We start from the raw sequence: 25,606 nt of genomic DNA, 5'->3' as shown, positions 1-25,606 counted from the left end.
GGACGCGCTCAGCCGAAGTTCTTGCCTTCGCCGCGATAGCTGGGGACGGTGGTGCGGCTGCCGTCCGATTCGACGAGATGGACCTGATCGAATCGCTCGCACAGTTCGCCCGCCTTGGCGTGGCGGAACCACACCCGGTCGCCGATGCGCAGTTCGGCGGCGGCCGAGAGCGGAGTCTGCACCTCGCCGGCGCCCTCCGTGCCGATGAGCCGTAAGCCGCTGGGCCACACGGGTTTCGGTACCCGGGAGGCGCCGGTCGGGCCGGAGGCGATGTAGCCGCCCGCGAACACCGTCGCGATGGAGGGCGTCGGCTTGCGCAGCACGGGGGTGGCGAAGAACAACGCGGGCCGCGGGGTGAAGGCGCGGTAGTGATCGAACAGTGTCGGCACGTAGAGACCCGAGCCCGCCGTCACCTCGGTGACATCCGGATCGGCGATGCTGACCTCGATCGAACCGCTGCCGCCGCTGTTGACGATCTCCAGCTTGCCCACCACCGAGCGCACCGCGTCCAGCACCCGCGCCCTGCGCTTGGCGATCTCGGCGGCCGAGGCCCGCTTGACCAGCCGCACCGCGGCATTGCTGTCGGGCAGTCCGGCGATCTGCGCCTCGTAGGTCATCACGCCGACCACGTCGAAGCCGCGATCGAGCGCGGCGCGGGCCAGGGCGGCGGCTTGGTCGGGGGTGCGGATCGGCGAGCGGCGCACGCCGAGGTGCAGCGGACCGATGCGCAGCGACGCGTCCACGTCGAGGCAGACACGGGGCCGGACCAGGTCGGTGCCCACGGCGGCGCGGATCAGGTCGAGCTGGGCGACGTCATCGATCATCAGGGTGATCGCGCCGAGCAGGATGTCGTCGGAGGCGAGTTCGGCCAGCGCCGCGCGATCGACGGTCGGGTAGCCGAGCAGGATGTCGCGGGCGCCGAGACCGGCCAGCCAGAGCGCCTCGCGCAAGGAGTAGGACATGATGCCCGCGAAGCCGTCGGCCGCGGTCAGCTCGCCGCCGAGCAGGGCTTCCAGGACGGCGCGGCAGCGCACGGATTTGCTGGCGACACGGATCGGTACGCCGCTCGCGCGACGCACCAAGTCGGCCGCATTGGCGCGCAACGCCGTCAGATCGAGCGCCGCCAGTGGCGGGTCGAGGTCGGCGGTGGCGGCGTGCAGTCCGGCGATCGGCGAGGTCTCGCTCACCCGGACAACTCAACCACCAAACTGGTCATACGTCCAGTATTGTCCGAGTCAGACTTCGGCCGCCCGGGTCGCCAGACCGGTCACCAAGTCGTCCAGAACTATCAGCGTGGTCTCGTCGTTACTATCGGCCAGCCAGCGCAGCACGGTCCCCTGCAGGACCGAGACCGTGTAGGCGGCGATGTCGTCCACCGGCTCCAGCCACTGCGCACCGGAGCGATCGGCACAGAGCTGAAGGAAGTTGGCGACCTCGGTGTCCATTTCCCGGAACATCTCGGTGGCGGCGGGGTCGGGCGACGATGACCCGGACCGCAGCTCCCAGCGCTCGCGCAGCGTGCGCAAAGTCGCCTCATAGGCGCGGATGTGCTTGGTCGGCGCGGCCTTGACCAGCGGCCAGTACGCGGTGACCCCGGCATGCAGCAGCACCCGCAGTGCCCGTACTCCGGTGATATCGAGCGAGGCGGCCGCCTTCTCCACGGCCTCGCAGATCGTCGGCCGCAACCGACTCTCCACTGTTTCTCCACGTGCGCTCAACGACGACTCCCTCGGCGAAAGAACTCGCGCACCTCCGATGGCGCGACTCGCTGAACTTTGGCGAGCGACCAGAAATCCCCAGGCTGCCCGGTCCAACGTTCATCAATGGTAGAGGGTTTTCGGGGTTTGAGAACGGGTTCAGCGGGTATTCCAGACTGGAAGAATGTTTTGTTACCCAAACGGAATCACTCTGCAACGCTGCAGTGTCCCGCCGATCGACGTTCTGGGGTGACTACCGGCCCCTCGCGGCCGAAAGACACACGTTTATCCACTTTACGGATCGCCATGCCGCACTCGCAGATCCTGTGACTAACCGCACAAACTCGCGATGTAACTGGTTCACCCCGTGTTCGGCGTTCGATCCGGGAACGACACCACCGCGATATGGGCGGCCGATAGCCTGGATCGGTGACTCTCCCGCCTCCCGCCGATCAGTTCTTCCTCTCCGGCACGTTCAACTTCCGCGACACCGGTGGTCTGCGCACCGCCGAGGGCGCCAAGGTGCGCCCCGGCGTGCTGCTGCGCTCGGCCCAGCTCAGCGGACTCGATGAGCGCGGCCACCACAGTCTGCGCGAACTGGGCGTGGCCGAGGTCTTCGATCTGCGCGGTATCCGGGAGATCGACCACATGGGGCACGACAACCTGCCCGACGGCGTGCGGCGCAGCGTCACGCCCTTCGACTCGCGGATGGGCGAGGCGCCCCCGCACGAAACGCGCACCGAGTCGGCGTTCGAGCACATGCTCGAGGTCTACCGCGAGTTCCCGGCGCTGCCGGAGGCGAACACGGCGATCACCGCCATCGCGCAATCCATCGTGGACGGCGACGGCGCGGTGCTGGTGCACTGCGCGGCGGGCAAGGACCGCACCGGCTGGGCCGTGGCGACGCTGCTGCGGGCGGTGGACGTGGTCGAGGAGGATGTGCTCGCCGACTTCATGATCAGCAACGAGGCCGTCGAGCCGCTGCGCGCACTGATCGAGCCCACCCTGCCGCCGGGCGCGCGCTTCTCCGAGGACCTGCTCGGCGTGCGCGAGGAGTACCTGGCGATGGCACTGGAATCGGTCCGGCAGTTGCACGGCGACTTCGACCGCTACCTCGAGGTCGTCGGGCTGACATCCGGGCTGCGCGCGCGTCTGCGCGACCGGATGCTGGAATAACCCATCGCCTCAGGCGATTTCGCTCCGGACCAGGCCGTGGTCGTCGATCGAGACCTGGTCACCGGTGTGGAACCAACTGCCCGTGAACCGATGCGCGGTGGTCTCCGGATCGTTCCAGTACCGACGCGTGACATTCGGTCCACGACAGAGCAATTCACCGTGACCCGCCGCGGCCCGCGGACCCCACAGCGCCAATTCGGTACCGCCGAAAGCGAATCCGAGTACGCGGCCCGCGTCGGCGGGCGCTTCGGTGTCGTCCACCGCGAGGCCGATGCCGCTGGTCTCGGTGGAGCCCCACACCGACCAGTGCCTGGCCGAGGGGAACGCCTCGCGCAGCGCGGCGGCGAGATCACCAGGTGTCCGCTCGGCGTGGTGGCCCGCACTGCTGACCCGGCTGATGCCCTCGGTGGGCACGCCGTCGGCGCGCAGCGCGGCCAGCTCGGGGAGCAGTCCGGCGAAGATGCGCGGCGTGCCCGACACCATGTCGACCCGTTCGGCCACAAGGGCTTCCGCGAGTCCGCGGCCGTCCGGTGCGAGCACCACGGTGCCGCCCACCGCGAAGGTGGGCAGCAACTGGTCGACGCACCCGCTGGCGTGCGCCAGCGGCGGCAGCACCAGATTGCGCACGCCGTCGGTGGGCAGATCCAGCGCGGCGACGACCGACCGGACCGCCGAGAGCAGGTTCTCGTTGGTCAGCTCGACGCCCTTGCGAGTGGCGCTGGTGTAACAGAGCAGCGCGAGATCGTTCAGCGCCGCACCGTCATCGATGAACGCGGCGCCGTCCGGCAGCTCGGCCTCGCCGCCGCGAGCGCCGCCGAGCACGAAATCCGCACTGCTGTCGGTGATCACCTGCGCGGCCACCCGCGCGGGCAGCCCGTCGGGCACCAGCACCGGCACCGCGCCGCTGAGCAGAGCGCCGAGGAACGCCTGCACCCAGCGGACGCCCGCCGGCATGTGGATGGCGACCCGGTCGCCGTACCCGACACCGTGTTCCTGCAGGCCGCCCGCGATACGGGAGGCCGAGTGCCACAGCTCCCGGTAGGTGAGCCGGGGCCCACCGAGCTCGACGACCGCCTCGCGCGACGCGAAGGCGTGCACCTGTAGATCGAGTAGCTCGGTGAGCGCCGGGGTGAGGTTGCCGTAGCGCAGCACGCCGTCGGCGCCGCGGGCCAGCGGGTTGCTGCACGCAGGCGAATGAGTGAGGGGGTATTCGACCAAGAGCTGCGACATGTGTCCTCCGCGCGGGTGCCTCTAGCTGCCAGGCACCTGCGACTATATGACGCCGATCACAATTTCGCCGGAATAGTCGATTTACCGTGTCCCCGCCGTCACTGGCCGGTGTACGTCGCCTTGCCCGGACCGACCTCGAGGAAGCTCCGCACGGCGCCGCGCAGATCGTCGGTGGCGAACAGCTCGCCGGACACCTCGGGAGTCACCGAATCGGCGTGCGCCACACCGCCGGAACGCCAGGCCGCGACGATCTGCTTGGTCGCCGCGTGCGCTTTGGTCGGCCCCTGCGCCAGCCGGTGCGCGAGTTCCCTTGCGGCGCTGTCGACGTCCTCGTGCACGGCGTTCACCACGCCCCAGTCGGCCATGGTCTTCGCGTCGTAGAGATCACCCGTCATGACGAACTCGCGGGCGCGGCCCGATCCGGCGCGCTCGGCCAGGCGCTGCGGGCCGCCCATCGACGGGGTCAGTCCGACAACGGTCTCCACCAGACCGAACTTCGCCTTCGGCGCGGCCAGGATGATGTCGCAGGCCAGCGCGATTTCGAAGGCGGCGGTCAGGGTGAGGCCGTGCGCGGCGAACAGCACCGGACACGGCAGCGCCTCCAGCGGGTGGATGATCTGCGCGAACAGCGAGCGCCACAGCTCGGCGCCCTCCTCGGTGGTCAATCCGTCGAATACGTGCACGTCGACGCCACCAGAGACCACCTTGCCCTCGGCGCGCAGCAGCAGCGCGCGCGGCGGGTTCGCGGTCAGTGCGGCGATGTCGTCGACCAGCGCGTCGAACATGGCCTGATCGAAAAGGTTCAGCGGCGGGTTGGCCAGCGTCAGGACGGCTACCTCGGCGCCGCCGTCGGTGGTTTCGCGTTCCAGCCGAGTCGCCTTCGTTTCACTACGTTCGGTCATTGCGTCAGCCTAAGACCTGAATCTGCCAGACTGGCGAGGTGACCAAGGCGGCATCGGAAAGCGGTTCCTACGTCGAACCGGGCGAGTTCAAGCGGGACACCCGTTACATCACCACCCGCATCACGGCCGACGGGCGCGACGGCTACCCGGTGGCGCCCGGCCGATACCGGCTGGTCGCGGCCCGCGCGTGCCCATGGGCCAACCGCACCCTCATCGTGCGCAGGCTGCTCGGTCTGGAGGACGTGCTCTCGCTCGGCCTGTGCGGCCCCACCCACGACAAGCTGAGCTGGACTTTCGATCTCGATCCCGGCGGCGTGGACCCGGTGCTCGGCATCCCGCGGCTGCGCGACGCCTATCTGGCTCGTTTCCCCGACTATCCGCGCGGCATCACGGTCCCCGCCGTGGTCGACATTCCGACCGGCGAGGTGGTGACCAACGACTACGCCAAGATGACGCTGGACTTCTCCACCGAATGGACCGAATTCCACCGGCCGGGCGCGCCCGCGTTGTACCCGGAGCCGCTGCGCGCCGAGATCGACGAGATCAACGACGTCGTCTTCCGCGATGTGAACAACGGCGTCTACCGCTGCGGCTTCGCGGGCGCCCAGGACGCCTACGACGCCGCCTACGACCGGCTCTTCGCCCGCCTGGACTGGCTCTCGGATCGGCTTGCCGGACAACGCTTCCTGGTCGGCGACACGATCACCGAGGCCGATGTGCGGCTGTTCACCACGCTGGTCCGCTTCGACGCCGTCTACCACGGTCATTTCAAGTGCAACCGGCAGAAGCTGAGCGAGATGCCGGTGCTGTGGGCCTACGCCCGCGACCTCTACCAGACCCCAGGCTTCGGCGACACCATCGATTTCGAGCAGATCAAGACCCACTACTACGTGGTGCACACCGACATCAATCCGACGAAGGTGGTGCCCAAAGGTCCCGACCTGAGCAACTGGCTGACCGCGCACGGACGCGAGGAGCTGGGCGGCCGCCCGTTCGGCGACGGCACTCCGCCGCCACCGCCGCCGCTCTCGGAGCGGGTGCCCGCGCTGCGCGGACCGGCGTAACCCGGTCGTTTCGGTCGGCAGGCCCCGGGAACCCGGGAGATGATCCGGTTCGTTGTCGTGTTGGTCCGACGACGGCTCGGTGCCATAGAGTTCTGCCAGCGAAGGCAGAGGACTTAAGGGGTGTTGCCGATGAGGCACGGCGCGTTCGAGAAGACCGTGATCGCCTTGCTCGAGAACGGATCGAAGCTGCAGGCGCCCGCGGTCGAGAAGTACATCGATCGAGTCCGGCGCGCCCATCCCGATGAGACCCCGGCCCAGATCATCGACCGGATCGAGCGGCAGTACCTGCTCGCGGTGACCGGCAGCGGCACAGCGGCGGGCGCGACCGCGGCCATGCCCGGCGTGGGCACGGTCGCCTCGCTGGCGACCATCACCGCGGAGACGGCGTTCTTCCTGGAGGCCTCGGCGCTGTACACGCTGGCGATCGCCGCCGTGCACGGCATCGCGCCGGAGGCCAAGGAACAGCGCAGGGCGCTGGTGCTCGCGGTGGTGCTCGGCGACACCGGCATGGAGATCGTGGAGCGCTCGGTCGGGCAGTCGGCCAAGAACTGGGGCACGCTGCTCGCCAACCGAATTCCCGGCCTGTCCAGCATGAACGACTCGCTGATGAAGCGGTTCCTCGTGCGGTTCCTCACCAAACGCTTGGCGCTGATGGCGGGCAAGGTGATCCCGATGGGCATCGGCGCGGTGATCGGCGGCGTCGGTAACCGTACCCTCGGCAAGACCACGGTCCTCAACGCGCAGAAGGCATTCGGGCCCGCGCCCGCCTTCTGGCCGCTCAACCGGCAGCTGGTCGTCGACGCCGATCCGCTGCCCGCGCTCGACGCCACCCCGCCGCACTTCCCCGCCGGACCGAAATGACCGCAGCCAAGCCCGCTCTGGTCGTGCGCGGCCTGAGCAAGCGGTACGAGCTGGGTCCGGCCGTGGAGAACGTGAACTTCAGCGTCCCGGTGGGCGGCACCGCCGCGCTGGTCGGTCCGGCGGGCGCGGGCAAGACCACGATTCTGCGGATTCTGCTCGGGCTGCTCGAACCTTCTTCGGGGAGCGCGGAGATCGGCCTGTCCCCGGTGGGCGGGATGCTCACGCCGCGCGGACTGCATCCGGCGCGCGCCGCCCGCGATCACCTGCTGGTGTACGCGGCAGCGGCCGGGGTGCCGGACGCGCGGGTCGACCCGGTGCTCGAGTCGGTCGGGCTGGACGCGGCCGCGCGCGTCAAGACGGGTGCGCTCACCGTCGGCCAGCAGACCCGGCTGGCGCTGGCCACCGCGCTGCTCACCGATCCGAGGGTGCTGATCCTCGACGAGCCCACCGAGGGACTCGACGCCGCCGAACGCGGCTGGCTGCACGATTTCCTGCGCAGGCACACGCGCCGCGGCGGCACGGTGGTGCTGTCCAGCGCGAGCCTGGCCGCGGTGGTGGCGATGGCCGATCAGCTGATCGTGCTGAGCGAGGGCGCGGTCGTCTACCAGGGCACTCCGGCGAAACTGCGCCGCCATCACCCCGACCGGCTCGTCGTCGCCGCATCCACTCCGGTGGCGCTCGCCACGATGCTCGCCGCACGCGGCTACACCGACGCGGTGATCCGCCCCGACGGGCGGCTCGCGGTGGCCGAGGCGAGCGAAGCGGAGATCGTCGACGCGGCCAAGGCCGCCGGGGTCCGGCTGGACAGCGTCACGCCGGATCCGATCCACCCCGACCGCGTGCTCGCCTCGCTGACGAAACCGAGCAGAACCGCGGCGCCGATGTTCCCGGCGCCGGGCACGCACGCACCCCATCCGCAGCCGACGCCCTACGGGATTCCGCGATGATCACTCTGCCCCCGGACCTCGTCCCGCCGGTGAACTCCGAGGTGCGCAAGGTCTACACGCTGCGCTGGTGCCTGGCGCTCGGCGTGCTGCTGCCCGCGATCGCGCTGGTCGCCTCCACGGTGACCTCGGTGATGGCCGGGCCCGCGGACCCGGATTCCGCGCTGGCCACCGGTGCCGCGACGATCGGGCTGTATCTGGCGCTCACCGCGACGATCCTGGCCGCCGCGGTCTTCGGCGCGGCGGGCGCGGGCGGCGAGTTCCGTTATCGGACGATGCCGGTGACCTCGCAGTTCACCGCCGACCGTGATCGGCTGGCAGCGGCCAAACTGCTGGTCACCGGTGGGTACACGCTCGCTGTCGCGGTACTGGTCGAGCTCGTCGCGTTCGGCTGCCTGCTGGCCTTCGGCCGCGGCAAGTTCGAGTTCGGCACGCGACTGCTGACGGTGTTCGGCACCGGCCTGCTCGCGGCGGTCTGCTGGTCGCTGCTCGGCGCCGGACTCGGGCTGCTGCTACGCCAATCGACCGGCGCTGTCGCGCTGATCCTCGGCTGGCTGCTCGTCATCGAGCCGCTGATCTGGTTGGTGGCCAACGGCATCGGGCTCGGCGGCGTGGTCACCTTGCTGCCCGGGTCGGCGACCGTCGCCACGGTGGCGGCCGACTCCTTCCCGGACAGCGACATCCTCGCCCCGGCCCCGGCCGCCTTCGTCGTGCTACTGCTGTGGACGATCGGAATCGCCGGCGCGGGCTGGTGGCAACTGCGCAGCCGCGACATGTGATCCGCGGCCGTCACCGGCGGGCGTGATCCCGCGCCCGCCCCGCAGCATCCGGAGAACCTCCGCGACGCCGTGCTCGATCTGGTTCAGCCGCGAATCCATACCGTCCAGCCGCGAATCCACCATGTCGAGCCGCGCCTCGATCTTGCAGAATCGCTTGTCGACCTTGCGGAATCCGTGGCGTACCTGGCGTTGCAGTTCGCCGACCTGTTCGTAGACGTCGTCGACGTCGTGTCGGAGCTGGTGAAAGCGACGTGTGAAATCCCCCTGCGTTGTCATGGCGGCGAGATTAGAACCGCGGCGAAGGACGCGCCAAGCGCCGCGGACAGACTCCGGGAACAAGCGGTGTGTCGCCGCGCGTCATTACCTTCGAAGGCGTACCTCCGGCCGTGCGCAGGCTGACGAGGGAGTTCAAGGAGCGGACGGTGAACAGCGCAATTGACTGAGCGGAGCACGACGGGGCGGGGTTGGATACGGCGGCTGTGGGACGAGAGCAGGTCGCATCCCGGCACCATCGCGGGCGTCCTGGCCGCGGTGTTGGCGGGCGCGCTGGTGGAGGTGACCGCACCGCTGCTCACCAAGCGCGCGGTCGACGCGGCCGGCGTCGGCGACACCGGGGTGATCGGGGTGATCGCGGCCCTGCTCGCGCTGCTCGCCGCCGGACGGTTCGGCGCCGCGTTCGGCAGGCGGCTGCTCGCGGGCAGGCTCTCGCTCGACGTCCAGCACGGCCTGCGGGTGCGGTTGCTCGGTTCGCTGCAACGACTGGACGGCGCGGGTCAGGACGCGCTGCGCACGGGACAGGTGGTCTCCCGGTCGATCACGGACCTCCAGTTGGTTCAGGGGCTGCTCGCGATGGTGCCGCTCTCCGGGATGGCGCTGTTGCAGTTCCTGCTCGCCGCAGGCGTGATGCTGTGGCTCTCGCCGCCGCTGGCGGTGGTCGCCCTGCTGGTGGTGCCAGGCATCGCCGCGGTGGTGTACCGGATGCGGCCGCGGCTGTTCGCGGCGACCTGGTCGGCCCAGCAGCGGGCCGCCGACCTGGCCCAGCACGTCGAGGAGACGGTCACCGGGGTGCGGGTGGTGAAGGGCTTCGGGCAGGAAGCCCGAATGGTCGACGTGCTGGAAGGACACGGCCGCAAGCTCTACGCCGAACGCATGCGCGCCGCGCGGGTGGATGCCCGCTTCGCGCCGGTGGTGGCCGCGATTCCGCAGGCCGGGCTGGTCGGGGTGATCGCTTTCGGCGGGTGGCTCGCGCTCGAGGGCTCGATCGGGCTCGGTACTTTCCTCGCCTTCGCCGCCTACGTGGCCACCATGACCTCGGCCACCCGCGCCATGTCCTCGGTGGTCATCCTGGCGCAACTCACCCGGGCCGCCGCCGAACGCGTCTTCCAGGTCATCGACACCGCGCCGGTGATCGCCGACCCGCCCGCACCCGCCGCGCTGCCGGACGGCCCACTGGGCGTCGAGATCGACTCGCTCACTTTCGGATTCGACCCCGGCTTGTCGATCCTGCGCGATCTCGACCTGACCGTGCGCCCTGGCGAGACGGTCGCGATCATCGGCCCGGCGGGTTCGGGCAAGACGACCCTGTCGCTGCTGCTGCCGCGCTTCTACGCGCCCGACGCCGGACGCATCCGGCTCTTCGGAGCCGGACCCGCCGAGTCACCGGTGGACATCGCCGACGTCGCCGCCGCCGACCTGCGCGCCGCCGTCGGCGTGGTGTTCGACGACCCGTTCCTGTTCTCCGACACGATCGCCGCCAACATCGCGCTCGGCCGGACGGACGCCACCGACGCCGAGATCAGGCAGGCCGCCAAGCTGGCCGCCGCCGACGAGTTCATCGGCGAACTGCCGGATGGATACGACACCGTCGTCGGAGAGCGCGGCCTCACCCTTTCCGGCGGCCAGCGCCAGCGCATCGCGCTGGCCAGGGTGCTGCTCGCCCGCCCGCGCGTCCTGGTCCTCGACGACGCCACCTCGGCGGTGGACGCGGTCACCGAAGCCGCCATCTTCGACACGCTGCCCGACCGAGGCGGCCGCACCACGATCATCCTGGCGCACCGCGAATCGACGCTCGCCCACGCCGACCGGGTGATCCGCCTGCCCGCGCCGGCCCAGCCGCCACCCGCGACGGACGAACCCGGCGAATCGGCCCGCGCACCCCGGGTCGCGGGCCGGATGGGCGGCGGCTTCGGCGCGGCGGCCGACTTGGCCGAAACCCCCGAGTTGCGCCGGACCATCGAGCTGTTGCCGCCCGCCACCGAAGAACCCGGCCTGGACGACCGCGAGTTGCGCGAGCCCGATCCCGGTTTCCGTTTGGCGCGACTGCTGCGCCCGGTCCGCCTCCTGGTGCTGACCGTGGTGAGCCTGCTCGCACTGGACGCGCTCGTCGGCGTCGCCTTCCCCGCGCTGGTGCGCTACGCCATCGACACCGGCGTGAGCGCCGGGCAGCCCGACGCGCTGCGGATCGCGGGGGCGCTCGGCGTCGCGCTGGTCGCGGCCGGTTTCGCGGTCGGCGCCACGACTATCGTGCTCACCTCGCGCACCGGCGAGCGCGTCCTCTACGGCCTGCGCGTGCGCAGCTACGCGCATCTCCAGCGGCTCGGCCTCGACTACTACGAGCGGGAACTGTCCGGCCGGATCATGACCAGGATGACCACCGACGTGGACGCGCTGTCCAGCTTCCTGCAGACGGGCGTGGCCACCACCCTCATCGGCGCGCTCACCCTGCTCGGCATCGTGGTGGCGCTGCTGGTCATCGACGTCTCGCTGGCCGTGGTCGCGCTGCTGGCGCTGCCGCCGCTGGTCGTGACGACGGTGTTGTTCCGGCGCGTCTCCTCCACCGCGTACACCGTGTCACGGGAACGCGTCTCCACGGTGAACGCCGATTTCCAGGAGAACGTCACCGGCCTGCGCGCGGTGCAGGCCAACCGGCACGAACCCCGCGCCGCGCGGCGGTTCGCCGAATACTCCGAGCGCTATCGCAATGCCAGGATGCGGGCGCAGCGGGCGATCGCTCTGTACTTCGCCTTCGTCATCGCCTGGGCCGATCTGGCGCTGGCCGCGGTGGTGTTCGTCGGCGCACGCGAGGTCGCGGTGGGTGCGACGACGGCAGGCACGCTGGTCGCTTTCGTGCTCTACCTGGAACTGATGTTCGGGCCGATCACGCAGCTGTCCCAGGTCTTCGACGGCTACCAGCAGGCCAGGGTCGGTCTGCGCCGGATCGGCGAGCTGCTGCGCACCCCGTCGTCGATCGCGGCGGATCCGCCGGACGCCGTGGCGATCACCGACGGTCTGCGCGGCGAGGTCGCGCTCGATCACGTGCACTTCCGTTATCCGGGGACCGAGAACCCGGCGCTGCACGATATCGACCTGCGCATTCCGGCCGGGTCCACGCTGGCGCTGGTCGGGCCGACGGGCGCGGGCAAGTCGACGATCGTCAAGCTGCTGGCCCGCCTCTACGACCTGCCGCGTTCGACTCTCGACGCGGGCACGGAATCCGCCGCCGCCTCCGCCGCCGCGCCGAGCGATGCCGGGCTCACCGAAGAGAGGTCGCGAGGGGCGATCGTCGTCGACAGCGTGGACATCCGCGAATACCGCCTCGCCGACTACCGTTCCCGGCTCGGCATCGTCCCCCAAGAAGCTCACCTCTTCACCGGCGACGTCGCCAGCAACATTGCATTCGGACAACCTTCCGCAACAGAGGCGGAGATCCGCGCCGCGGCCGCGGCTGTTGGCGCGACCGACATGATCGCCGCGCTGCCCCTCGGACTGCGGCAACCGGTCGGCGAACGCGGGCGCGGGCTGTCGGCGGGACAGCGGCAGTTGATCGCGCTGGCCCGGGCCGAACTGGTCGGTCCCGACTTGTTGCTGCTCGACGAGGCCACCGCGACGCTTGACCCGGAGACCGAGGCGTCCGTGCTGGTAGCGAGCAGATCGCTGACCCGAGGACGCACCACGGTGGTCGTCGCGCATCGTCTCGGCACGGCCGCGCGGGCCGATCGGATCGCGGTCGTCGAGCGCGGCCGGATCACGGAATTCGGCACCCACGCGGACCTGCTCGCGGCCGGCCGAACTTATACCCGACTCTGGACGGCGGCCCGCGAGACCGGAGGAATATTCTCGGACCCGGACGAGTCTGCACAGAAGAGTTTGGGTCTGTCCGGTGGTGGGTAGCTTCGTCGATTTGCTGCTGGGCATATCCTCGACAGAGGGTCCATCGGCGCGCATCCGCTGATCCCCATGCCGGGCACGTCACAAACGTCGCAGCGCGAAGAACGAAATGAGGCGAACACCTGCTGTGAGCAGCTCAACTTCCCAGTTCGGACAGAACCAGTGGCTAGTCGACGAGATGTATCTGAAGTACAAAGAGGATCCATCGTCGGTCGATGAGAGTTGGCACGAGTTCCTCGCCGACTACACCCCCGAAGCGAGCGGCGAAGCCACCAACTCGCAGTCCGCCGCGCCGACCTCGAACGCCGCCCCGGCTCCCGCGACGCCCGCCCCGGCTCCCGCGCCTGCCCCGGCCGCGAAGCCCGCCCCGGCCGCCGCCAAGCCCGCGCCCGCACCGGCTCCCGCTCCGGCCGCCAAGCCCGCGGCTCCGGCCGCCAAGCCCGCGGCTCCGGCCAAGGCCACCGCGCGCGCCCCTCAGACCACTCCGGCGCCGACCTCGAACGCGGCGCCGACCTCCGGCGGCCCCAAGCCCGCCGAGGCGGCCGACGAGGCGAAGGTGCTGCGTGGCGCCGCCGCCGCGGTCGCCAAGAACATGGCCGCCTCGCTGGCCATCCCGACCGCGACCTCGGTGCGCGCCATCCCGGCCAAGCTGATGATCGACAACCGTCTGGTCATCAACAACCACCTGGCCCGCACCCGCGGCGGCAAGATCTCCTTCACCCACCTGCTCGGCTACGCCATCGTGCAGGCGGTCAAGGCGTTCCCGAACCTGAACCGGCACTTCGCCGAGATCGACGGCAAGCCGAACGCGGTCACCCCCGCGCACACCAACCTCGGCCTGGCCATCGACCTGCCGGGCAAGGACGGCAACCGCTCGCTGGTCGTCGCGGCCATCAAGGGCACCGAGGAGATGACCTTCGGGCAGTTCCACACCGCCTACGAGGACATCGTGCGGCGCGCCCGCGAGGGCAAGCTGACCGCCGAGGACTTCTCCGGCGTCACCATCTCGCTGACCAACCCGGGCACCATCGGCACCGTGCACTCGGTGCCCCGCCTGATGAACGGTCAGGGGGCGATCATCGGCGCGGGCGCCATGGAGTACCCGGCCGAGTTCCAGGGCATGAGCGACGAGCGCGTCGCCGACCTCGGCGTCGGCAAGCTGATGACGCTGACCTCCACCTACGACCACCGCATCATCCAGGGCGCGGAGTCCGGCGACTTCCTGCGCACCATCCACCAACTGCTGATCTCCGACGAGTTCTACGACGAGATCTTCCACGGCCTCGGCGTGCCGTACGAGCCGGTGCGCTGGCGCAAGGACATCAAGGAGCGCGGCGTCGACAAGAGCTCGCGCGTGCTCGAGCTGATCGCGGCCTACCGCAACCGCGGCCACCTGATGGCCGACACCGACCCGCTGCGCCTGATCAAAGACAAGTTCCGCAGCCACCCGGACCTCGACGTCACCCAGCACGGCCTCACGCTGTGGGACCTGGACCGCGAGTTCGCCGTCGCGGGCTTCCACAGCGAAGAGCGGATGAAGCTGCGCGACGTGCTCTCGGTGCTGCGCGACGCCTACTGCCGCCACATCGGCGTGGAGTACATGCACATCCTGGAAACCGACCAGCTGCAGTGGATCCAGGAGCGTGTCGAGCAGAAGCACGTCAAGCCGACTGTCGCCCAGCAGAAGTACATCCTGAACCGGCTGAACGCGGCCGAGGCCTTCGAGACCTTCCTGCAGACCAAGTACGTCGGCCAGAAGCGCTTCTCGCTGGAAGGCGCCGAAGCGGTCATTTCGATGATGGACGCGGTCATCGACCAGAGCGCCGAGCACTCGCTCGACGAGGTCGTCATCGGCATGCCGCACCGCGGCCGCCTCAACGTGCTCGCCAACATCGTCGGCAAGCCGTACTCGAAGATCTTCACCGAGTTCGAGGGCAATATGAACCCGGCGGCCACGCATGGCTCCGGCGACGTGAAGTACCACCTCGGCGCGCGCGGCACCTACCTGCAGATGTTCGGCGACAACGAGATCGAGGTCTCGCTGACCGCCAACCCGTCGCACCTGGAGGCGGTCGACCCGGTGCTCGAGGGTCTGGTCCGCGCCAAGCAGGACCTGCTCGACAAGGGCGACGGCCCCGAGGGCTTCTCCGTCATGCCGCTGATGCTGCACGGTGACGCCGCGTTCGCGGGCCAGGGCGTGGTCGCCGAGACGCTGAACCTCTCGGGTCTGCGCGGCTACCGGGTCGGCGGCACCATCCACATCGTGGTGAACAACCAGATCGGCTTCACCACCTCGCCGGAGAACAGCCGCTCCACCGAATACTCCACCGACATCGCCAAGTTCATCGGCGCGCCGATCTTCCACGTGAACGGCGACGACCCGGAGGCCTGCGACTGGGTGGCGCGTCTGGCGGTCGACTTCCGCCAGAAGTTCCGCAAGGACGTGGTCATCGACCTGATCTGCTACCGCCGTCGCGGCCACAACGAGGGCGACGACCCGTCGATGACCCAGCCGTACATGTACGACGTCATCGACACCAAGCGCTCGGTGCGCAAGAGCTACACCGAGAGCCTGATCGGCCGTGGCGACATCTCCATCAAAGAGGCCGAGGACGCGCTGCGCGACTACCAGGGCCAGCTGGAGCGCGTGTTCAACGAGGTCCGCGAACTGGAGAAGTTCCCGCCCGGGCCGAGCGAGTCGGTCGAGGACGACCAGAAGGTGCCCGCGACCGTGCAGACCGCGGTCGACAAGGCCGTGCTGCAGCGCATCGGCGACGCGTTCCTCAACGTCCCCGACGGCTTCAACGTGCACCCGCGCGTCAAGCCGGTGCTGGAGAAGCGCCGCGAGATGGCCTACGAGGGCAAGGTCGACTGGGCCTTCGCCGAGCTGATGGCCTTCGGCACGCTGATCGACGAGGGCCGCGCGGTGCGCCTGACCGGTCAGGACTCGCGCCGCGGCACCTTCACCCAGCGGCATTCGGTGATCATCGACCGCAAGACCGCCGAGGAATACACCCCGCTGCACAACATCGGCAGCGAGAAGCCCGGCTGGTTCGCGGTGCACGACTCGGCGCTGAGCGAATTCGCCGCCGTCGGTTTCGAATACGGCTACTCGCTGGGCAACCCGAACGCGCTGGTGCTCTGGGAGGCGCAGTTCGGCGACTTCGTCAACGGCGCGCAGTCCATCATCGACGAGTTCATCTCCTCCGGTGAGGCCAAGTGGGGCCAGCTCTCCGACGTGGTGCTGCTGCTGCCGCACGGCCACGAGGGCCAGGGCCCCGACCACACCTCGGGCCGCATCGAGCGCTTCCTGCAGCTGTGCGCGGAGGGCTCGATGACCGTCGCGGTGCCGTCCACCCCGGCGAACTACTTCCACCTGCTGCGCCGCCACGCGCACGACGGCATCCGTCGTCCGCTGATCGTCTTCACCCCGAAGTCGATGCTGCGCAACAAGGCCGTGGTGTCGGACCTCAAGGACTTCACCGAGTCCAAGTTCCACTCCGTGTTCGACGAGCCCACCTACGAGCAGGGCGTCGGCGATCGCGCCAAGGTGAAGCGAGTGCTGATGACCAGCGGCAAGCTCTACTACGAGCTGGTCGCCGAGAAGACGAAGCAGAAGCGCGAGGACATCGCCATCGTGCGGATCGAGCAGCTCTACCCGCTGCCCAAGTTCCGCCTGAACGAGGCGCTCGAGGGGTACCCGAACGCGACCGACATCGCGTGGGTTCAGGAGGAGCCGGCCAACCAGGGCGCCTGGCCCTTCTTCGGCCTCAACCTCCCCGAGCTGCTCCCGGAGCGTCTCGGCAAACTCCGCCGCATCTCCCGCCGCGCCATGTCGGCCCCGTCCTCGGGTTCGTCCAAGGTGCACGCCGTCGAGCAGGCGGAGATCGTCGGGGAGGCGTTCGCGCCCACCAGCTAACCTCTAGCTGCCTCGCACGCCGGGTGCGAAACCGCTGGTCCCCCAGCCGGTTTCGCCCCGGCGTTCGCCGTTTCCCGGCCACTCGGCGGCCGGAGTTCCGCACCTGCGCTCCGCCTCGTCCGTGCCGGACCAGTAGCGCGGCCCGACGAACAGGACCGCGGATGACCGGGACACGTGGTCGGACGAAATGGCGCTCTGGCACCGGAGCGGATGTGGCGATGCAGACACGCGTCAGCTCCTAGGGTGGTGGCGTGGCGCGAGGGGCGCGCCGTGGAAGGGATCGGTGCGAAGTGGTTCCGAATTCGGGTGGGGATTCCCTGGCTGTCGTACAGATGGCTGCCGGATGGGATCCGGCGGCCAAGCGGCGGTGGTTGCCGGGGAAAACGAAGGACATCGACTTGAACGCGTCGGCGCTGCTCTTCGCGGGGGACGCGATCGTCGACGTGGTGTACCACGAGCAGCTGACCTCGCAGGACGGGTCGGTCCGCCTCCTCGGCGACAACACGACCGGCGAGGGTGACGGCGACGACGAGATCATCACGCTCGACCTGACCAGGATCTCCCCGCAGGTCACCACCGTGTTCTTCCTGGTGACCTGCTACACCGGCCAGACGTTCGAGAAGATCGAGAACGCCTTCTGCCGCGTCGTCGACGGCATGACGAAGACCGAGATCGCCCGCTACGACCTCAGCAAGATCCACGCGCACACCGGTTTTCTCGCGGGCAAACTCGTTCGCGCGCACCAGGGTTGGGAGTTCCGTTCGATCGACGAGGAGATCCAGGCCGAACACCCCGTCGAGGCGGTGCCGCAGCTGGCGCCGTTCCTGGCCTGAGGGGGCGGCGTGCGGATTCTGGTCACGGGCGCCAACGGCTACCTGGGCAGCGCCGTCACCGCGCGGCTGCGCCGGGACGGACATCAGGTCGTCGCGCTCGTCCGTCGCGAAAGTGTCCGCGCGCCAACGGAAGCGGCAATCCGGGTAGCGGATCTTCTAGAGCCCGAATCGCTTACGGTCGCGGTCCGCGGCGTCGACGCCGTCTGTCATCTGGCCGGGCTCACCCGCGCCAGGGACTCCGTCGCCGACCCGCTGCCGTATTTCCAGGTCAACGTCGGCGGCACCGTGGCACTGCTGGACGCTATGGCGCAGGCGGGCATCGAGAAGCTGGTCTTCGCGTCGACCGCGGCGATCTACGCCACCGATGTCCAGCCGATGACCGAGGACGTCCCCGACGCGCCGCCGCACCCCTACGCCGCGAGCAAGCAGGCGGCGGAATCCGCCATCGCCGCGCAAGCCGCGTCGGGCCGCCTGGCCGCGACCGTCCTGCGCCTGTCCAACCTGGTCGGCGGCGCCGACACCGACGACACACGCATCCTTTCTCGGCTGCGGGCGGTGGCGACCGGGGCGAGCGATCGGCTGCGCGTGTACGGCGACGGCAGCGCGACGCGCGACTACCTGCACATCGAGGACGCGGCCCGAGCCGTCGCCGCGGCGATCGCGCACCTGCCCGGCCTCGGCGTCTGCCGCCGGTACAACATCGGCAGCGAAATCGGTACCAGCGTGGCCGAATTGGTGGCTCTCACGTCCCGCATCACCAGCCGCGCCATCCCGGTCGAACATCTCCCCGCCGCCCAGGAGCCGCCGACACTGGTGTGCGACAGTTCCCGCGCCGCAAAAGAACTCGGCTGGCGGCCGACCTGGGACATCGAAGCGATAGTGCGCGAGATGTGGACCGGCCGAATCGCCTCCCCACTCACCCCTGCAATGCCGCCGCGAGCTCCGGGTTCAGGGCAAGGGCCAGCGTGAGCAGGGATTCCACCAGCAAGTCGATCAGTTCCTCGCGGGTGATCGGCTCGGTGCGCAGCCAGGTGAGGGTGGTCTCCTCCACGAAGGCGACCCACCCGCGCATGCCGAGCATGAGCCGCGGGTTCGCGGCGGGGTCGACGGAAGTCGGCGCCTCGGCGAGGATGATGCCGATGATTGCGTCGCGGGTCTGGTCGACCAGCGGCACCAGGTCGGGGCTGACGCTGGTCGGGCCACGCAAGAGCGCCAGGTAGGACGTGCGGTTCTCGCTGACGTAGTCGACGTAGCGCTCGATCGAATCGCGCAGCATGTCGAAGATGCTCAGCGACCGGTCCGGCGCCACCCGCTCCAGCAGTTCGGCGTTGGCGTGCCGGACGACCTCGCGCTGGAAGTCCTGCTTGGTCGGGAAGTAGTGGAACAGCAGGCCGCGTGAGATCCCCGCCTGGGCCGCGATCTCGCTGACCGAGAGTTCCTCGATCGTGCGTTCACCGAGCATCTTGGCGCCGAGCGCGAGCAGCTGCTGGCGGCGTTCATCCGGGCTCAGCCGGGTCCGCTTGCCGTTTGCACCGGAGCTTTTGCTGGTCACGGCACTCATGTTACTGAACGCGGTTCAATTGCTGTTGACTGCTGCTCAATAAGACCGTAGTCTCCCTTACATGAGTCGCAAGGTTACAGACAAAGCTGTCGGCGACCGGTCCGTCCGCCATGCCAAGACGATCATCATCGGCAGCGGTTTCGCCGGTCTGGGTCTCGCCATCCGGCTGAGTCAGCAGGGTCGCAACGACTACCTGGTCCTGGAGCGCGGCGGCGATGTCGGCGGAACCTGGCGGGACAACACCTACCCCGGCGCCGCGTGCGACGTGCCCTCGCACCTGTACTCGTATTCCTTTGCGCTCAACCCGAATTGGTCGCGCTCGTTCTCCCGGCAGGGCGAGATCCAGTCCTACATCCAGGGCGTGGCGAAGAAGTACAACGTGCTGGACAAGCACATCTTCGACTGCGACGTGACCGGCGCCCGCTGGAACGACGACACCGCGCGGTGGGAAATCACCTCCAGCAAGGGCGATTTCACCGCCGACACGGTCGTCTCCGCGGTCGGCGCGCTGTGCGAGCCGAACCAGCCGGACATCAAAGGCATCAACACCTTCGAGGGCGAGATCTTCCACTCGGCCCGCTGGAACCACGACGCCGACCTGAACGGCAAGCGGGTCGCCATCATCGGCACCGGCGCCTCGGCCATCCAGATCATCCCGTCCATCGCGCCGCGGGTCGCCAAGCTGGACGTCTACCAGCGGACCGCGCCGTGGCTGCTGCCCCGCATGGACCGCCCGTACCTGAAGGCCGAGCAGCTCGCGTTCAAGTACCTGCCCGGCGTGCAGCGGCTGTCCCGCGCGGCCATCTACGCCGCCCGGGAGACCCAGGTCGTCGGCCTGGCCAAGTTCCCCGCGCTGATGCAGGGCTTCCAGCTGCTGGCCAAGGCCAAGCTGCAGTACGAGGTGCGTGACCCGGAGCTACGCAAGAAGGTCACCCCGGACTTCCGCATCGGCTGCAAGCGCATGCTCATCTCCAACGAGTACTACCCCGCGCTGAGCCGCGACAATGTGGACGTGGTCACCGACGGCATCGCCGAGATCCGCGCGGGCTCGATCGTCACCAAGGACGGCACCGAGCGCGAGATCGACGCGCTGATCGTGGCCACCGGCTTCCACGTCACCGACTCGCCCACCTACGAGACCATCACCGGCCTCGACGGCCGCACGCTGAGCGAGGTCTTCGACGAGATCGGCCAGCAGGGCTACAAGGGTTCGGCGGTCGCCAACTTCCCCAATATGTTCTTCCTGCTCGGCCCGAACGTCGGTCTCGGCCACACGTCGATGGTGTTCATGATCGAATCCCAGATCAACTACATCTCCGACGCGCTCACCACCGTCGACCGTCTCGGCCTGCGCAGCGTCGAGGTGCGCCGCGAAGTGCAGGACGCCTACAACAAGGACCTGCAGGCCAAGCTGAGCAAGACGGTGTGGAACACCGGCGGCTGCGCGAGCTGGTACTTGGACAAGCACGGCAACAATACGACGCTGTGGCCCGATTTCACCTTCCAATTCCGTAGGCTGACAAAGAATTTCGACGTCTCCGCCTACGCGACGACAACCGCGCCCGGCGAACTGAAAGTGGTGTGATCCCCGTGAGCAACGACGCTTACTTCAAGAACAAGGTCTGTGTCATCACCGGAGCGGGCTCCGGCATCGGCCGCGCGCTGGCCGAGAACCTGGCCGCGCGCGGCGCCGAGCTCGCGCTCTCCGACATCGACACCGACGGCCTCGCCGAGACCGTCCGTCGCTGCGAACAGCTCGGGGCGAAGGTCAAGTCCGATCGGATCGACGTGGCAGAGCGCGAGGCGGTGCTGCTCTACGCCGACGCGGTGAAGGCGCACTTCGGTGTGGTGCACCAGGTCTACAACAACGCGGGCATCGCGTTCCACGGCGAGGTCATCCGCTCGGAGTTCAAGGACATCGAGCGGATCATGGATGTCGACTTCTGGGGCGTCGTCAACGGAACTAAGGCGTTCCTGCCGATGCTCATCGAGTCGGGCGACGGCCACGTGGTCAATGTGTCCAGCCTGTTCGGCCTGATCGCCGTGCCGGGCCAGAGCGCATACAACGCAGCCAAGTTCGCGGTGCGCGGCTTCACCGAATCGCTGCGCCAGGAGATGCTGGTCGGCAAGCACCCGGTCAAGGTGACCTGCGTGCACCCGGGCGGCATCAAGACCGCGGTGGCCCGCAACGCCACCTACGCCGAGGGCATCGACGGCAAGTCGGCCGCGTCCATGTTCGACAAGAAACTGGCCATCCACACCCCGGAGATGGCCGCGCAGACCATCACCGAAGGCGTGCGCAAGGGCCACGGCCGGGTGCTGATCGGCTGGGAGGCGAAGCTGCTCGACGTGTTCGTGCGGGTCACGGCCTCCGGCTACCAGCGCATCGCCGCCGCGGTCAACCGGCCCTTCCTCCCCTGAACGACCATGCGTGAATTCGACATTCCGCTGCCCGTCGGCCGCGTGCTGCTGAAGCCGGTGTTCCGGTTGATGCTCAACGCTCGACTGCCGTTCACGGTGCAGCGCAAGCTGATGGATCTCGGCGCGCCGCTGCAACCGATGCCCTCCGGCGTCACGGTGCGCAAGACGCGACTCGGCGCTCGTCCGGCCGAACTGCACATCGCGGACTCGACCAACCCCACCACCGCCGTGCTCTACCTGCACGGCGGTGGCTACGCGGTCGGGTCGATGGCCACCCACCGCTCGCTCGCGGCGCGGCTGGCCCGCGACACCGGCAGCGCGGTGTACGTCGTCGACTATCGGATGGCGCCGGAGCACCCGTTCCCCTCGGGTCTGGACGACGCCGTCGCCGCGTTCCTGGAACTGGTGTCCGAGAAGGGCTTCCGGCCCGATCAGATCGCCGTCGCGGGCGACTCGGCGGGCGGCGGCCTGAGCTTGGCCACTGCGCAGCGGCTGATCGCCGAGCACGGGATCACCCCTGCGGCGCTCGGCCTGATCGCACCGTGGAGCGATCCCAACGAGATCCCCGATCGCGACAGCGACACGGTGATCAACAAGCCGTGGTCGCGCGCCTGCGCCGCCGCCTACCTCGGCGAGGGCGACGGGAACGATCCCGGCTACGCGCCGCTGCGCGGGGTCCTGCACGGACTGCCGCCGACCTATGTCCAGGTCGACGTCAGCGAGCTGCTGCACGCCCAGTGCGTCGCACTGGTCGCGGCGCTGCGCGGCGCGGGAGTGCACGTGCAGTTCACCGAGAGCCGGGGCCTATGGCACGTCGCCCAGTTGCAGGCCGGATTGTTCCGCCCCGCCGCGGTGGCGCTGCGCGAACTCTCCGATTTCCTGCGCGATGCCGTCCAGCCGGTGCGCGCGAGCGACCTAGGATGAGTGCGTACCTCCGCCTGCGCTCCGGCCGTGCAGAAAGATGGCAAACGAGTCCGGATCGGGCGGCCGATTACCGAGCGGCGAGATTTTCGGTAGTCGATCGCACGGACCGGCACAAGGTGTCGTAGATTACTGGCGAGTAAACCCACGTGGAAGGGCACTGATGCGAGAGTTCGAAGTCCCGGCTTCCTACACCATCCCGGATGACGCGAACAATTCCGACAACGTCTTCCGCCACGCCGAGCAGGCGCCGAACGCGGTGCTGTTCAACGTGCCGAACGGCAGCGGCGGTTGGCGGGACGTCACGGCGGCGGAGTTCGCCGAAACCGTCACGGGCGTGGCCAAGGGCATCATCGCCTCCGGCATCGAACTCGGCGACCGCGTCGCCATCATGGCCCCCACCCGCTACGAGTGGGCTGTGCTCGACTTCGCCATCTGGGCGGCGGGCGCCTGCACCGTCGCCATCTACGACAGCTCCGCCGCCGAGCAGGCCAAGTGGATCCTGCAGGACTCTGCGACCAAGCTGCTCGTCGTCGAAAACGACAAGCACCGCGCCACGATCGACGAGATCGAGGCGGGCTCGCTGCCCGAGCTGAAGGAAACCATCCAGATCGACAAGGGCGCCATCGACGAGCTGCTCGCCCGCGGCGCCGAGCTGGACGATCAGGCCGTGCACGACCGCCGCGCGCAGGTCGGCGCCGCCTCGCCCGCCACCCTGATCTACACCTCGGGCACCACGGGCCGCCCCAAGGGCGTCATGCTCAGCCACGCGAACCTCTACGCGGAGTCGAAGTCCGACCGGATCGCGCTGAGCAAGTACGTCACCGAGGGCAAGAAGACCCTGATGTTCCTGCCGCTGGCGCACGTGTTCGCGCGCGCGGTGGCGCTGGCGGCCTTCGACGCCAAGGTGATCGTCGCGCACACCTCCGACTGGTCCACCCTGGTCGACCAGTTCGGCAGCTACAAGCCGCACTTCATCCTCTCGGTACCGCGCGTGTTCGAGAAGGTGTTCAACGCGTCGAAGCAGAAGGCGCACGACGGCGGCAAGGGCAAGATCTTCGACGCCGCTGCCGACACCGCCATCGCCTACAGCGAGGCGCTGGACAACGGCGGCCCCGGCCTCGTGCTCAAGCTCAAGCACACGGTGTTCGACAAGCTGGTCTACAGCAAGCTGCGGGTCGCGCTCGGCGGTCAGTGCGAGGCGGCCGTCTCCGGCGGCGGCCCGCTCGGCGCGCGCCTCGGCCACTTCTTCCGCGGCGTCGGCGTGACCATCTACGAGGGCTACGGCCTCACCGAGACCACCGCGGCCATCACCGTGAACACCCCGGAGAAGATTCGAGTCGGTTCGGTCGGCCGCCCGATCGAGGGCCACGCCGTCAAGATCGCCGAGGACGGCGAGCTGCTGCTGCGCGGCTCGGTCGTGTTCGGCGGCTACTGGGGCAACGCGGAAGCCACCGAGGACGCCTTCGACGACGGCTGGTTCAAGACCGGCGACCTCGGCGCCATCGACGCCGACGGCTTCGTCACCATCACCGGCCGCAAGAAGGAAATCATCGTCACCGCGGGCGGCAAGAACGTCTCGCCCGCGCTGCTCGAGGACTCGCTGCGGTCGCACCCGCTGATCAGCCAGGTGATGGTGGTCGGCGACGGTCAGCCGTTCGTCGGCGCGCTGATCACCCTCGACCCGGAGGCGCTGCCCGGCTGGAAGGAACGCAAAGGGCTGCCCGCCGAGACCGCGATCGAGAAGCTCATCGAGCACGCCGACCTGGTCGCCGAGATCGATGCCGCCATCGCCGACACCAACAAGAAGGTCTCGCACGCCGAGCAGATCAAGAAGATCCGCATCCTCGCGGTCGACTGGACCCAGGAGGGCGGCGAGCTCACCCCGAAGATGTCGCTCAAGCGCGCCGTCGTGATGAAGCAGTACGCCTCCGAGGTGGAGAAGATCTACAGCTAGTAGCTGGTCGAAAGGCGCTGTCCGCGGGTTCGTTTCGCGGGCAGCGCCTTTCGCGTTTCTGCGGATTCTCGCCCGGCTGCGCCATTCGCGTATCAGGTCCTGGACGCAGCCTGCGCACGCGGTCGGGGCTCCGACGAGTGGCGGCTCGGTAGAGAGCGGTCGCGCCTGTCCGCACCATTCGCGTGCCAGGTCCTGCGCGCAGCTTGCACGCGCACCTGCGGCTTCCTCTTACGGCGGCTCGGTTCGCAGCCGGCTCAGAGCCGGTCGAGGAACTTCGCGATGAGCGGAGCAATCTCCGGCAGGTGGGTTTCCAGGGCGAAGTGGCCGGTGTCGAAGAGGTGCAGTTCGGCGTCGGGGACGTCGGCGAGGTAGGCGTGGGCGCCCGGCTCGGGGAAGAACGGGTCTTCGGCGCCCCACACGACGAGCGTGGGCGGGGTGTGCTCGCGCAGCCACCGCTGCCATTCCGGGTAGGCGTCGACGTTCGACTGGTAGTCGAAGGCCAGCGCGACCTGCGCCTCCTTGCGGCCGGGCAGCTCGAGGAAGTGCTGATCGAGCAGCCAGCTCTCGGGCGCGAGCACCGACGGATCGGGCACGCCGTGCTCGTACTGGCCGCGGGTGCCCTCGAGGGTGAGCAGTCCGCGGATGGTGTCCTCGGCGCCCTCCTGTTCCGGACGCAGCGCGACGAATTCCTTGGCGCCCTCGGAAAGTCCGGCCTCGTAGGCGTTGCCGTTCTGCACCACCAACCCGGCGATCCATTCGGGGTGGCGCAGGGCCAGCCGAAAGCCGATCGGGGCGCCGAAGTCGAAGACGTACATCGCGAACCGGCGCAGATCGAGGGCCTGGACGAAACCCTCCACCACATCGGCGAGGCGATCGAAGCTGTACTCGAAATCGGCGGGGGCGCTGGTGCGTCCGAAGCCAGGGTAGTCGGGGGCGATCAGCCGGTAGTGGCCGCCGAGCGCCTGCAGCAGCGCACGGAACTGGTGTGAACCCGAGGGAAAACCGTGCAGCAGCAACAGGATCGGCGCGTCGGGGCGCGCCGGGATCGATTCGCGGTAGAAGACCTCGACGCCGTCGACCTCGACGGTGCGGTGCTGAACGCGGGGCAGCTCGAACATTTCACATGCCTTATCTACGTGGTGATGCATTAGTTCTAGCGCATCGTCTTCTAATG

General features: G+C 69.0%; 20 protein-coding genes. 13 read left to right on the top strand and 7 right to left on the bottom strand.

All coding sequences use genetic code 11. The annotated features are described in order from the left end of the window. Positions 1-8 precede the first annotated feature (8 nt). Positions 9-1,187 carry an amino acid deaminase/aldolase gene (locus AC3ERS_RS14715; RefSeq protein ID WP_431967655.1) on the bottom strand — a complete coding sequence of 393 codons (1,179 nt, stop codon included), beginning with the start codon at positions 1,185-1,187 and terminating at the stop codon, positions 9-11. A gap of 48 nt (positions 1,188-1,235) precedes the next feature. Then, on the bottom strand, positions 1,236-1,697 hold the full coding sequence (locus tag AC3ERS_RS14710; RefSeq protein ID WP_431967653.1) for a TetR family transcriptional regulator: 462 nt from the start codon (positions 1,695-1,697) through the stop codon (positions 1,236-1,238). A gap of 429 nt (positions 1,698-2,126) precedes the next feature. Between AC3ERS_RS14710 and AC3ERS_RS14705 the strand changes: the two genes are divergently transcribed. Then, positions 2,127-2,873 (top strand): tyrosine-protein phosphatase, encoded by a 747-nt coding sequence (locus AC3ERS_RS14705; RefSeq protein WP_431967651.1) that lies wholly within the window; start codon positions 2,127-2,129, stop codon positions 2,871-2,873. Between the two features lie 9 nt (positions 2,874-2,882). On the opposite strand, the gene AC3ERS_RS14700 is transcribed toward AC3ERS_RS14705, so the two are convergent. Together AC3ERS_RS14700 and AC3ERS_RS14695 are read right to left on the bottom strand one after the other, a co-directional pair. Continuing rightward, positions 2,883-4,103, bottom strand: a complete 1,221-nt coding sequence (locus AC3ERS_RS14700; RefSeq protein ID WP_431967649.1) for a class I adenylate-forming enzyme family protein — start codon at positions 4,101-4,103, stop codon at positions 2,883-2,885. A gap of 98 nt (positions 4,104-4,201) precedes the next feature. Beyond that, complete coding sequence (locus AC3ERS_RS14695; RefSeq protein ID WP_431967647.1) at positions 4,202-5,005, bottom strand: enoyl-CoA hydratase/isomerase family protein; 804 nt, start codon at positions 5,003-5,005, stop codon at positions 4,202-4,204. Between the two features lie 38 nt (positions 5,006-5,043). On the opposite strand from AC3ERS_RS14695, the gene AC3ERS_RS14690 reads away from it, so the two are divergent. From AC3ERS_RS14690 to AC3ERS_RS14675, 4 genes are all read left to right on the top strand, one after another. Next, positions 5,044-6,069 carry a glutathione S-transferase family protein gene (locus AC3ERS_RS14690; RefSeq protein WP_431967645.1) on the top strand — a complete coding sequence of 342 codons (1,026 nt, stop codon included), beginning with the start codon at positions 5,044-5,046 and terminating at the stop codon, positions 6,067-6,069. Positions 6,070-6,198: 129 nt separating this feature from the next. Next, positions 6,199-6,930 carry a hypothetical protein gene (locus AC3ERS_RS14685; protein WP_431967643.1) on the top strand — a complete coding sequence of 244 codons (732 nt, stop codon included), beginning with the start codon at positions 6,199-6,201 and terminating at the stop codon, positions 6,928-6,930. Continuing rightward, positions 6,927-7,877, top strand: coding sequence for an ABC transporter ATP-binding protein (locus AC3ERS_RS14680; RefSeq protein ID WP_431967641.1), 951 nt, complete (start codon positions 6,927-6,929; stop codon positions 7,875-7,877). The genes AC3ERS_RS14685 and AC3ERS_RS14680 overlap by 4 nt, the downstream gene beginning before the upstream one ends. Beyond that, positions 7,874-8,653 (top strand): ABC transporter permease, encoded by a 780-nt coding sequence (locus AC3ERS_RS14675; protein ID WP_431967639.1) that lies wholly within the window; start codon positions 7,874-7,876, stop codon positions 8,651-8,653. Before AC3ERS_RS14680 ends, AC3ERS_RS14675 begins: the two co-directional genes overlap by 4 nt. Here the strand turns inward: AC3ERS_RS14675 and AC3ERS_RS14670 are convergent. Then, positions 8,588-8,929, bottom strand: coding sequence for a hypothetical protein (locus tag AC3ERS_RS14670; protein WP_431967637.1), 342 nt, complete (start codon positions 8,927-8,929; stop codon positions 8,588-8,590). The genes AC3ERS_RS14675 and AC3ERS_RS14670 overlap by 66 nt on opposite strands. Positions 8,930-9,088: 159 nt before the next feature. Between AC3ERS_RS14670 and AC3ERS_RS14665 the strand changes: the two genes are divergently transcribed. The 4 genes from AC3ERS_RS14665 (at position 9,089) to AC3ERS_RS14650 (ending at position 18,541) form a co-directional block, all read left to right on the top strand. After that, positions 9,089-12,823, top strand: coding sequence for an ABC transporter ATP-binding protein (locus AC3ERS_RS14665; protein ID WP_431967635.1), 3,735 nt, complete (start codon positions 9,089-9,091; stop codon positions 12,821-12,823). A gap of 106 nt (positions 12,824-12,929) precedes the next feature. Continuing rightward, a complete protein-coding gene (locus AC3ERS_RS14660; protein WP_431967633.1) occupies positions 12,930-16,739 on the top strand; it encodes a multifunctional oxoglutarate decarboxylase/oxoglutarate dehydrogenase thiamine pyrophosphate-binding subunit/dihydrolipoyllysine-residue succinyltransferase subunit in 3,810 nt (1,269 codons plus the stop codon). Between the two features lie 251 nt (positions 16,740-16,990). Beyond that, complete coding sequence (locus AC3ERS_RS14655; RefSeq protein WP_431967631.1) at positions 16,991-17,572, top strand: TerD family protein; 582 nt, start codon at positions 16,991-16,993, stop codon at positions 17,570-17,572. A 9-nt stretch (positions 17,573-17,581) separates the two neighbouring features. Continuing rightward, entirely contained in the window at positions 17,582-18,541 is a 960-nt protein-coding gene (locus AC3ERS_RS14650) for an NAD-dependent epimerase/dehydratase family protein (protein WP_431967629.1), read from the top strand. On the opposite strand, the gene AC3ERS_RS14645 is transcribed toward AC3ERS_RS14650, so the two are convergent. After that, positions 18,489-19,133 carry a TetR/AcrR family transcriptional regulator gene (locus AC3ERS_RS14645; RefSeq protein ID WP_431967627.1) on the bottom strand — a complete coding sequence of 215 codons (645 nt, stop codon included), beginning with the start codon at positions 19,131-19,133 and terminating at the stop codon, positions 18,489-18,491. The two genes, AC3ERS_RS14650 and AC3ERS_RS14645, sit on opposite strands and share 53 nt — an antisense overlap. 61 nt (positions 19,134-19,194) lie before the next feature. Here AC3ERS_RS14645 and AC3ERS_RS14640 point away from each other — a divergent pair, with 61 nt between their 5' ends. The 4 genes from AC3ERS_RS14640 to AC3ERS_RS14625 all read left to right on the top strand — a co-directional run bounded on the left by AC3ERS_RS14640 (position 19,195) and on the right by AC3ERS_RS14625 (position 24,432). Beyond that, positions 19,195-20,718 (top strand): flavin-containing monooxygenase, encoded by a 1,524-nt coding sequence (locus AC3ERS_RS14640; RefSeq protein WP_431967625.1) that lies wholly within the window; start codon positions 19,195-19,197, stop codon positions 20,716-20,718. 5 nt (positions 20,719-20,723) lie between these two features. Next, on the top strand, positions 20,724-21,554 hold the full coding sequence (locus AC3ERS_RS14635; RefSeq protein WP_431967623.1) for an SDR family NAD(P)-dependent oxidoreductase: 831 nt from the start codon (positions 20,724-20,726) through the stop codon (positions 21,552-21,554). 6 nt (positions 21,555-21,560) lie between these two features. Beyond that, positions 21,561-22,478 (top strand): alpha/beta hydrolase, encoded by a 918-nt coding sequence (locus AC3ERS_RS14630; RefSeq protein WP_431967621.1) that lies wholly within the window; start codon positions 21,561-21,563, stop codon positions 22,476-22,478. 160 nt (positions 22,479-22,638) lie between these two features. After that, positions 22,639-24,432, top strand: coding sequence for an AMP-dependent synthetase/ligase (locus tag AC3ERS_RS14625; RefSeq protein WP_431967619.1), 1,794 nt, complete (start codon positions 22,639-22,641; stop codon positions 24,430-24,432). Positions 24,433-24,686: 254 nt separating this feature from the next. On the opposite strand, the gene AC3ERS_RS14620 is transcribed toward AC3ERS_RS14625, so the two are convergent. Then, positions 24,687-25,550, bottom strand: coding sequence for an alpha/beta fold hydrolase (locus tag AC3ERS_RS14620; protein WP_431967617.1), 864 nt, complete (start codon positions 25,548-25,550; stop codon positions 24,687-24,689). Positions 25,551-25,606 lie beyond the last annotated feature (56 nt).

Source organism: Nocardia sp. bgisy134 (genome assembly GCF_057708325.1).
This window is presented reverse-complemented; position numbering and strand designations above follow the sequence as displayed.

Excerpts from the sequence above, each read along its gene's own strand:
- AC3ERS_RS14700 (WP_431967649.1), bottom strand. The coding sequence starts at position 4,103 with ATGTCGCAGCTCTTGGTCGAATACCCCCTCACTCATTCGCCTGCGTGC.
- AC3ERS_RS14695 (WP_431967647.1), bottom strand. The coding sequence starts at position 5,005 with ATGACCGAACGTAGTGAAACGAAGGCGACTCGGCTGGAACGCGAAACC.
- AC3ERS_RS14685 (WP_431967643.1), top strand. The coding sequence starts at position 6,199 with ATGAGGCACGGCGCGTTCGAGAAGACCGTGATCGCCTTGCTCGAGAAC.
- AC3ERS_RS14680 (WP_431967641.1), top strand. The coding sequence starts at position 6,927 with ATGACCGCAGCCAAGCCCGCTCTGGTCGTGCGCGGCCTGAGCAAGCGG.
- AC3ERS_RS14675 (WP_431967639.1), top strand. The coding sequence starts at position 7,874 with ATGATCACTCTGCCCCCGGACCTCGTCCCGCCGGTGAACTCCGAGGTG.
- AC3ERS_RS14670 (WP_431967637.1), bottom strand. The coding sequence starts at position 8,929 with ATGACAACGCAGGGGGATTTCACACGTCGCTTTCACCAGCTCCGACAC.
- AC3ERS_RS14660 (WP_431967633.1), top strand. The coding sequence starts at position 12,930 with ATGAGGCGAACACCTGCTGTGAGCAGCTCAACTTCCCAGTTCGGACAG.
- AC3ERS_RS14645 (WP_431967627.1), bottom strand. The coding sequence starts at position 19,133 with ATGAGTGCCGTGACCAGCAAAAGCTCCGGTGCAAACGGCAAGCGGACC.
- AC3ERS_RS14640 (WP_431967625.1), top strand. The coding sequence starts at position 19,195 with ATGAGTCGCAAGGTTACAGACAAAGCTGTCGGCGACCGGTCCGTCCGC.
- AC3ERS_RS14630 (WP_431967621.1), top strand. The coding sequence starts at position 21,561 with ATGCGTGAATTCGACATTCCGCTGCCCGTCGGCCGCGTGCTGCTGAAG.
- AC3ERS_RS14625 (WP_431967619.1), top strand. The coding sequence starts at position 22,639 with ATGCGAGAGTTCGAAGTCCCGGCTTCCTACACCATCCCGGATGACGCG.
- AC3ERS_RS14620 (WP_431967617.1), bottom strand. The coding sequence starts at position 25,550 with ATGTTCGAGCTGCCCCGCGTTCAGCACCGCACCGTCGAGGTCGACGGC.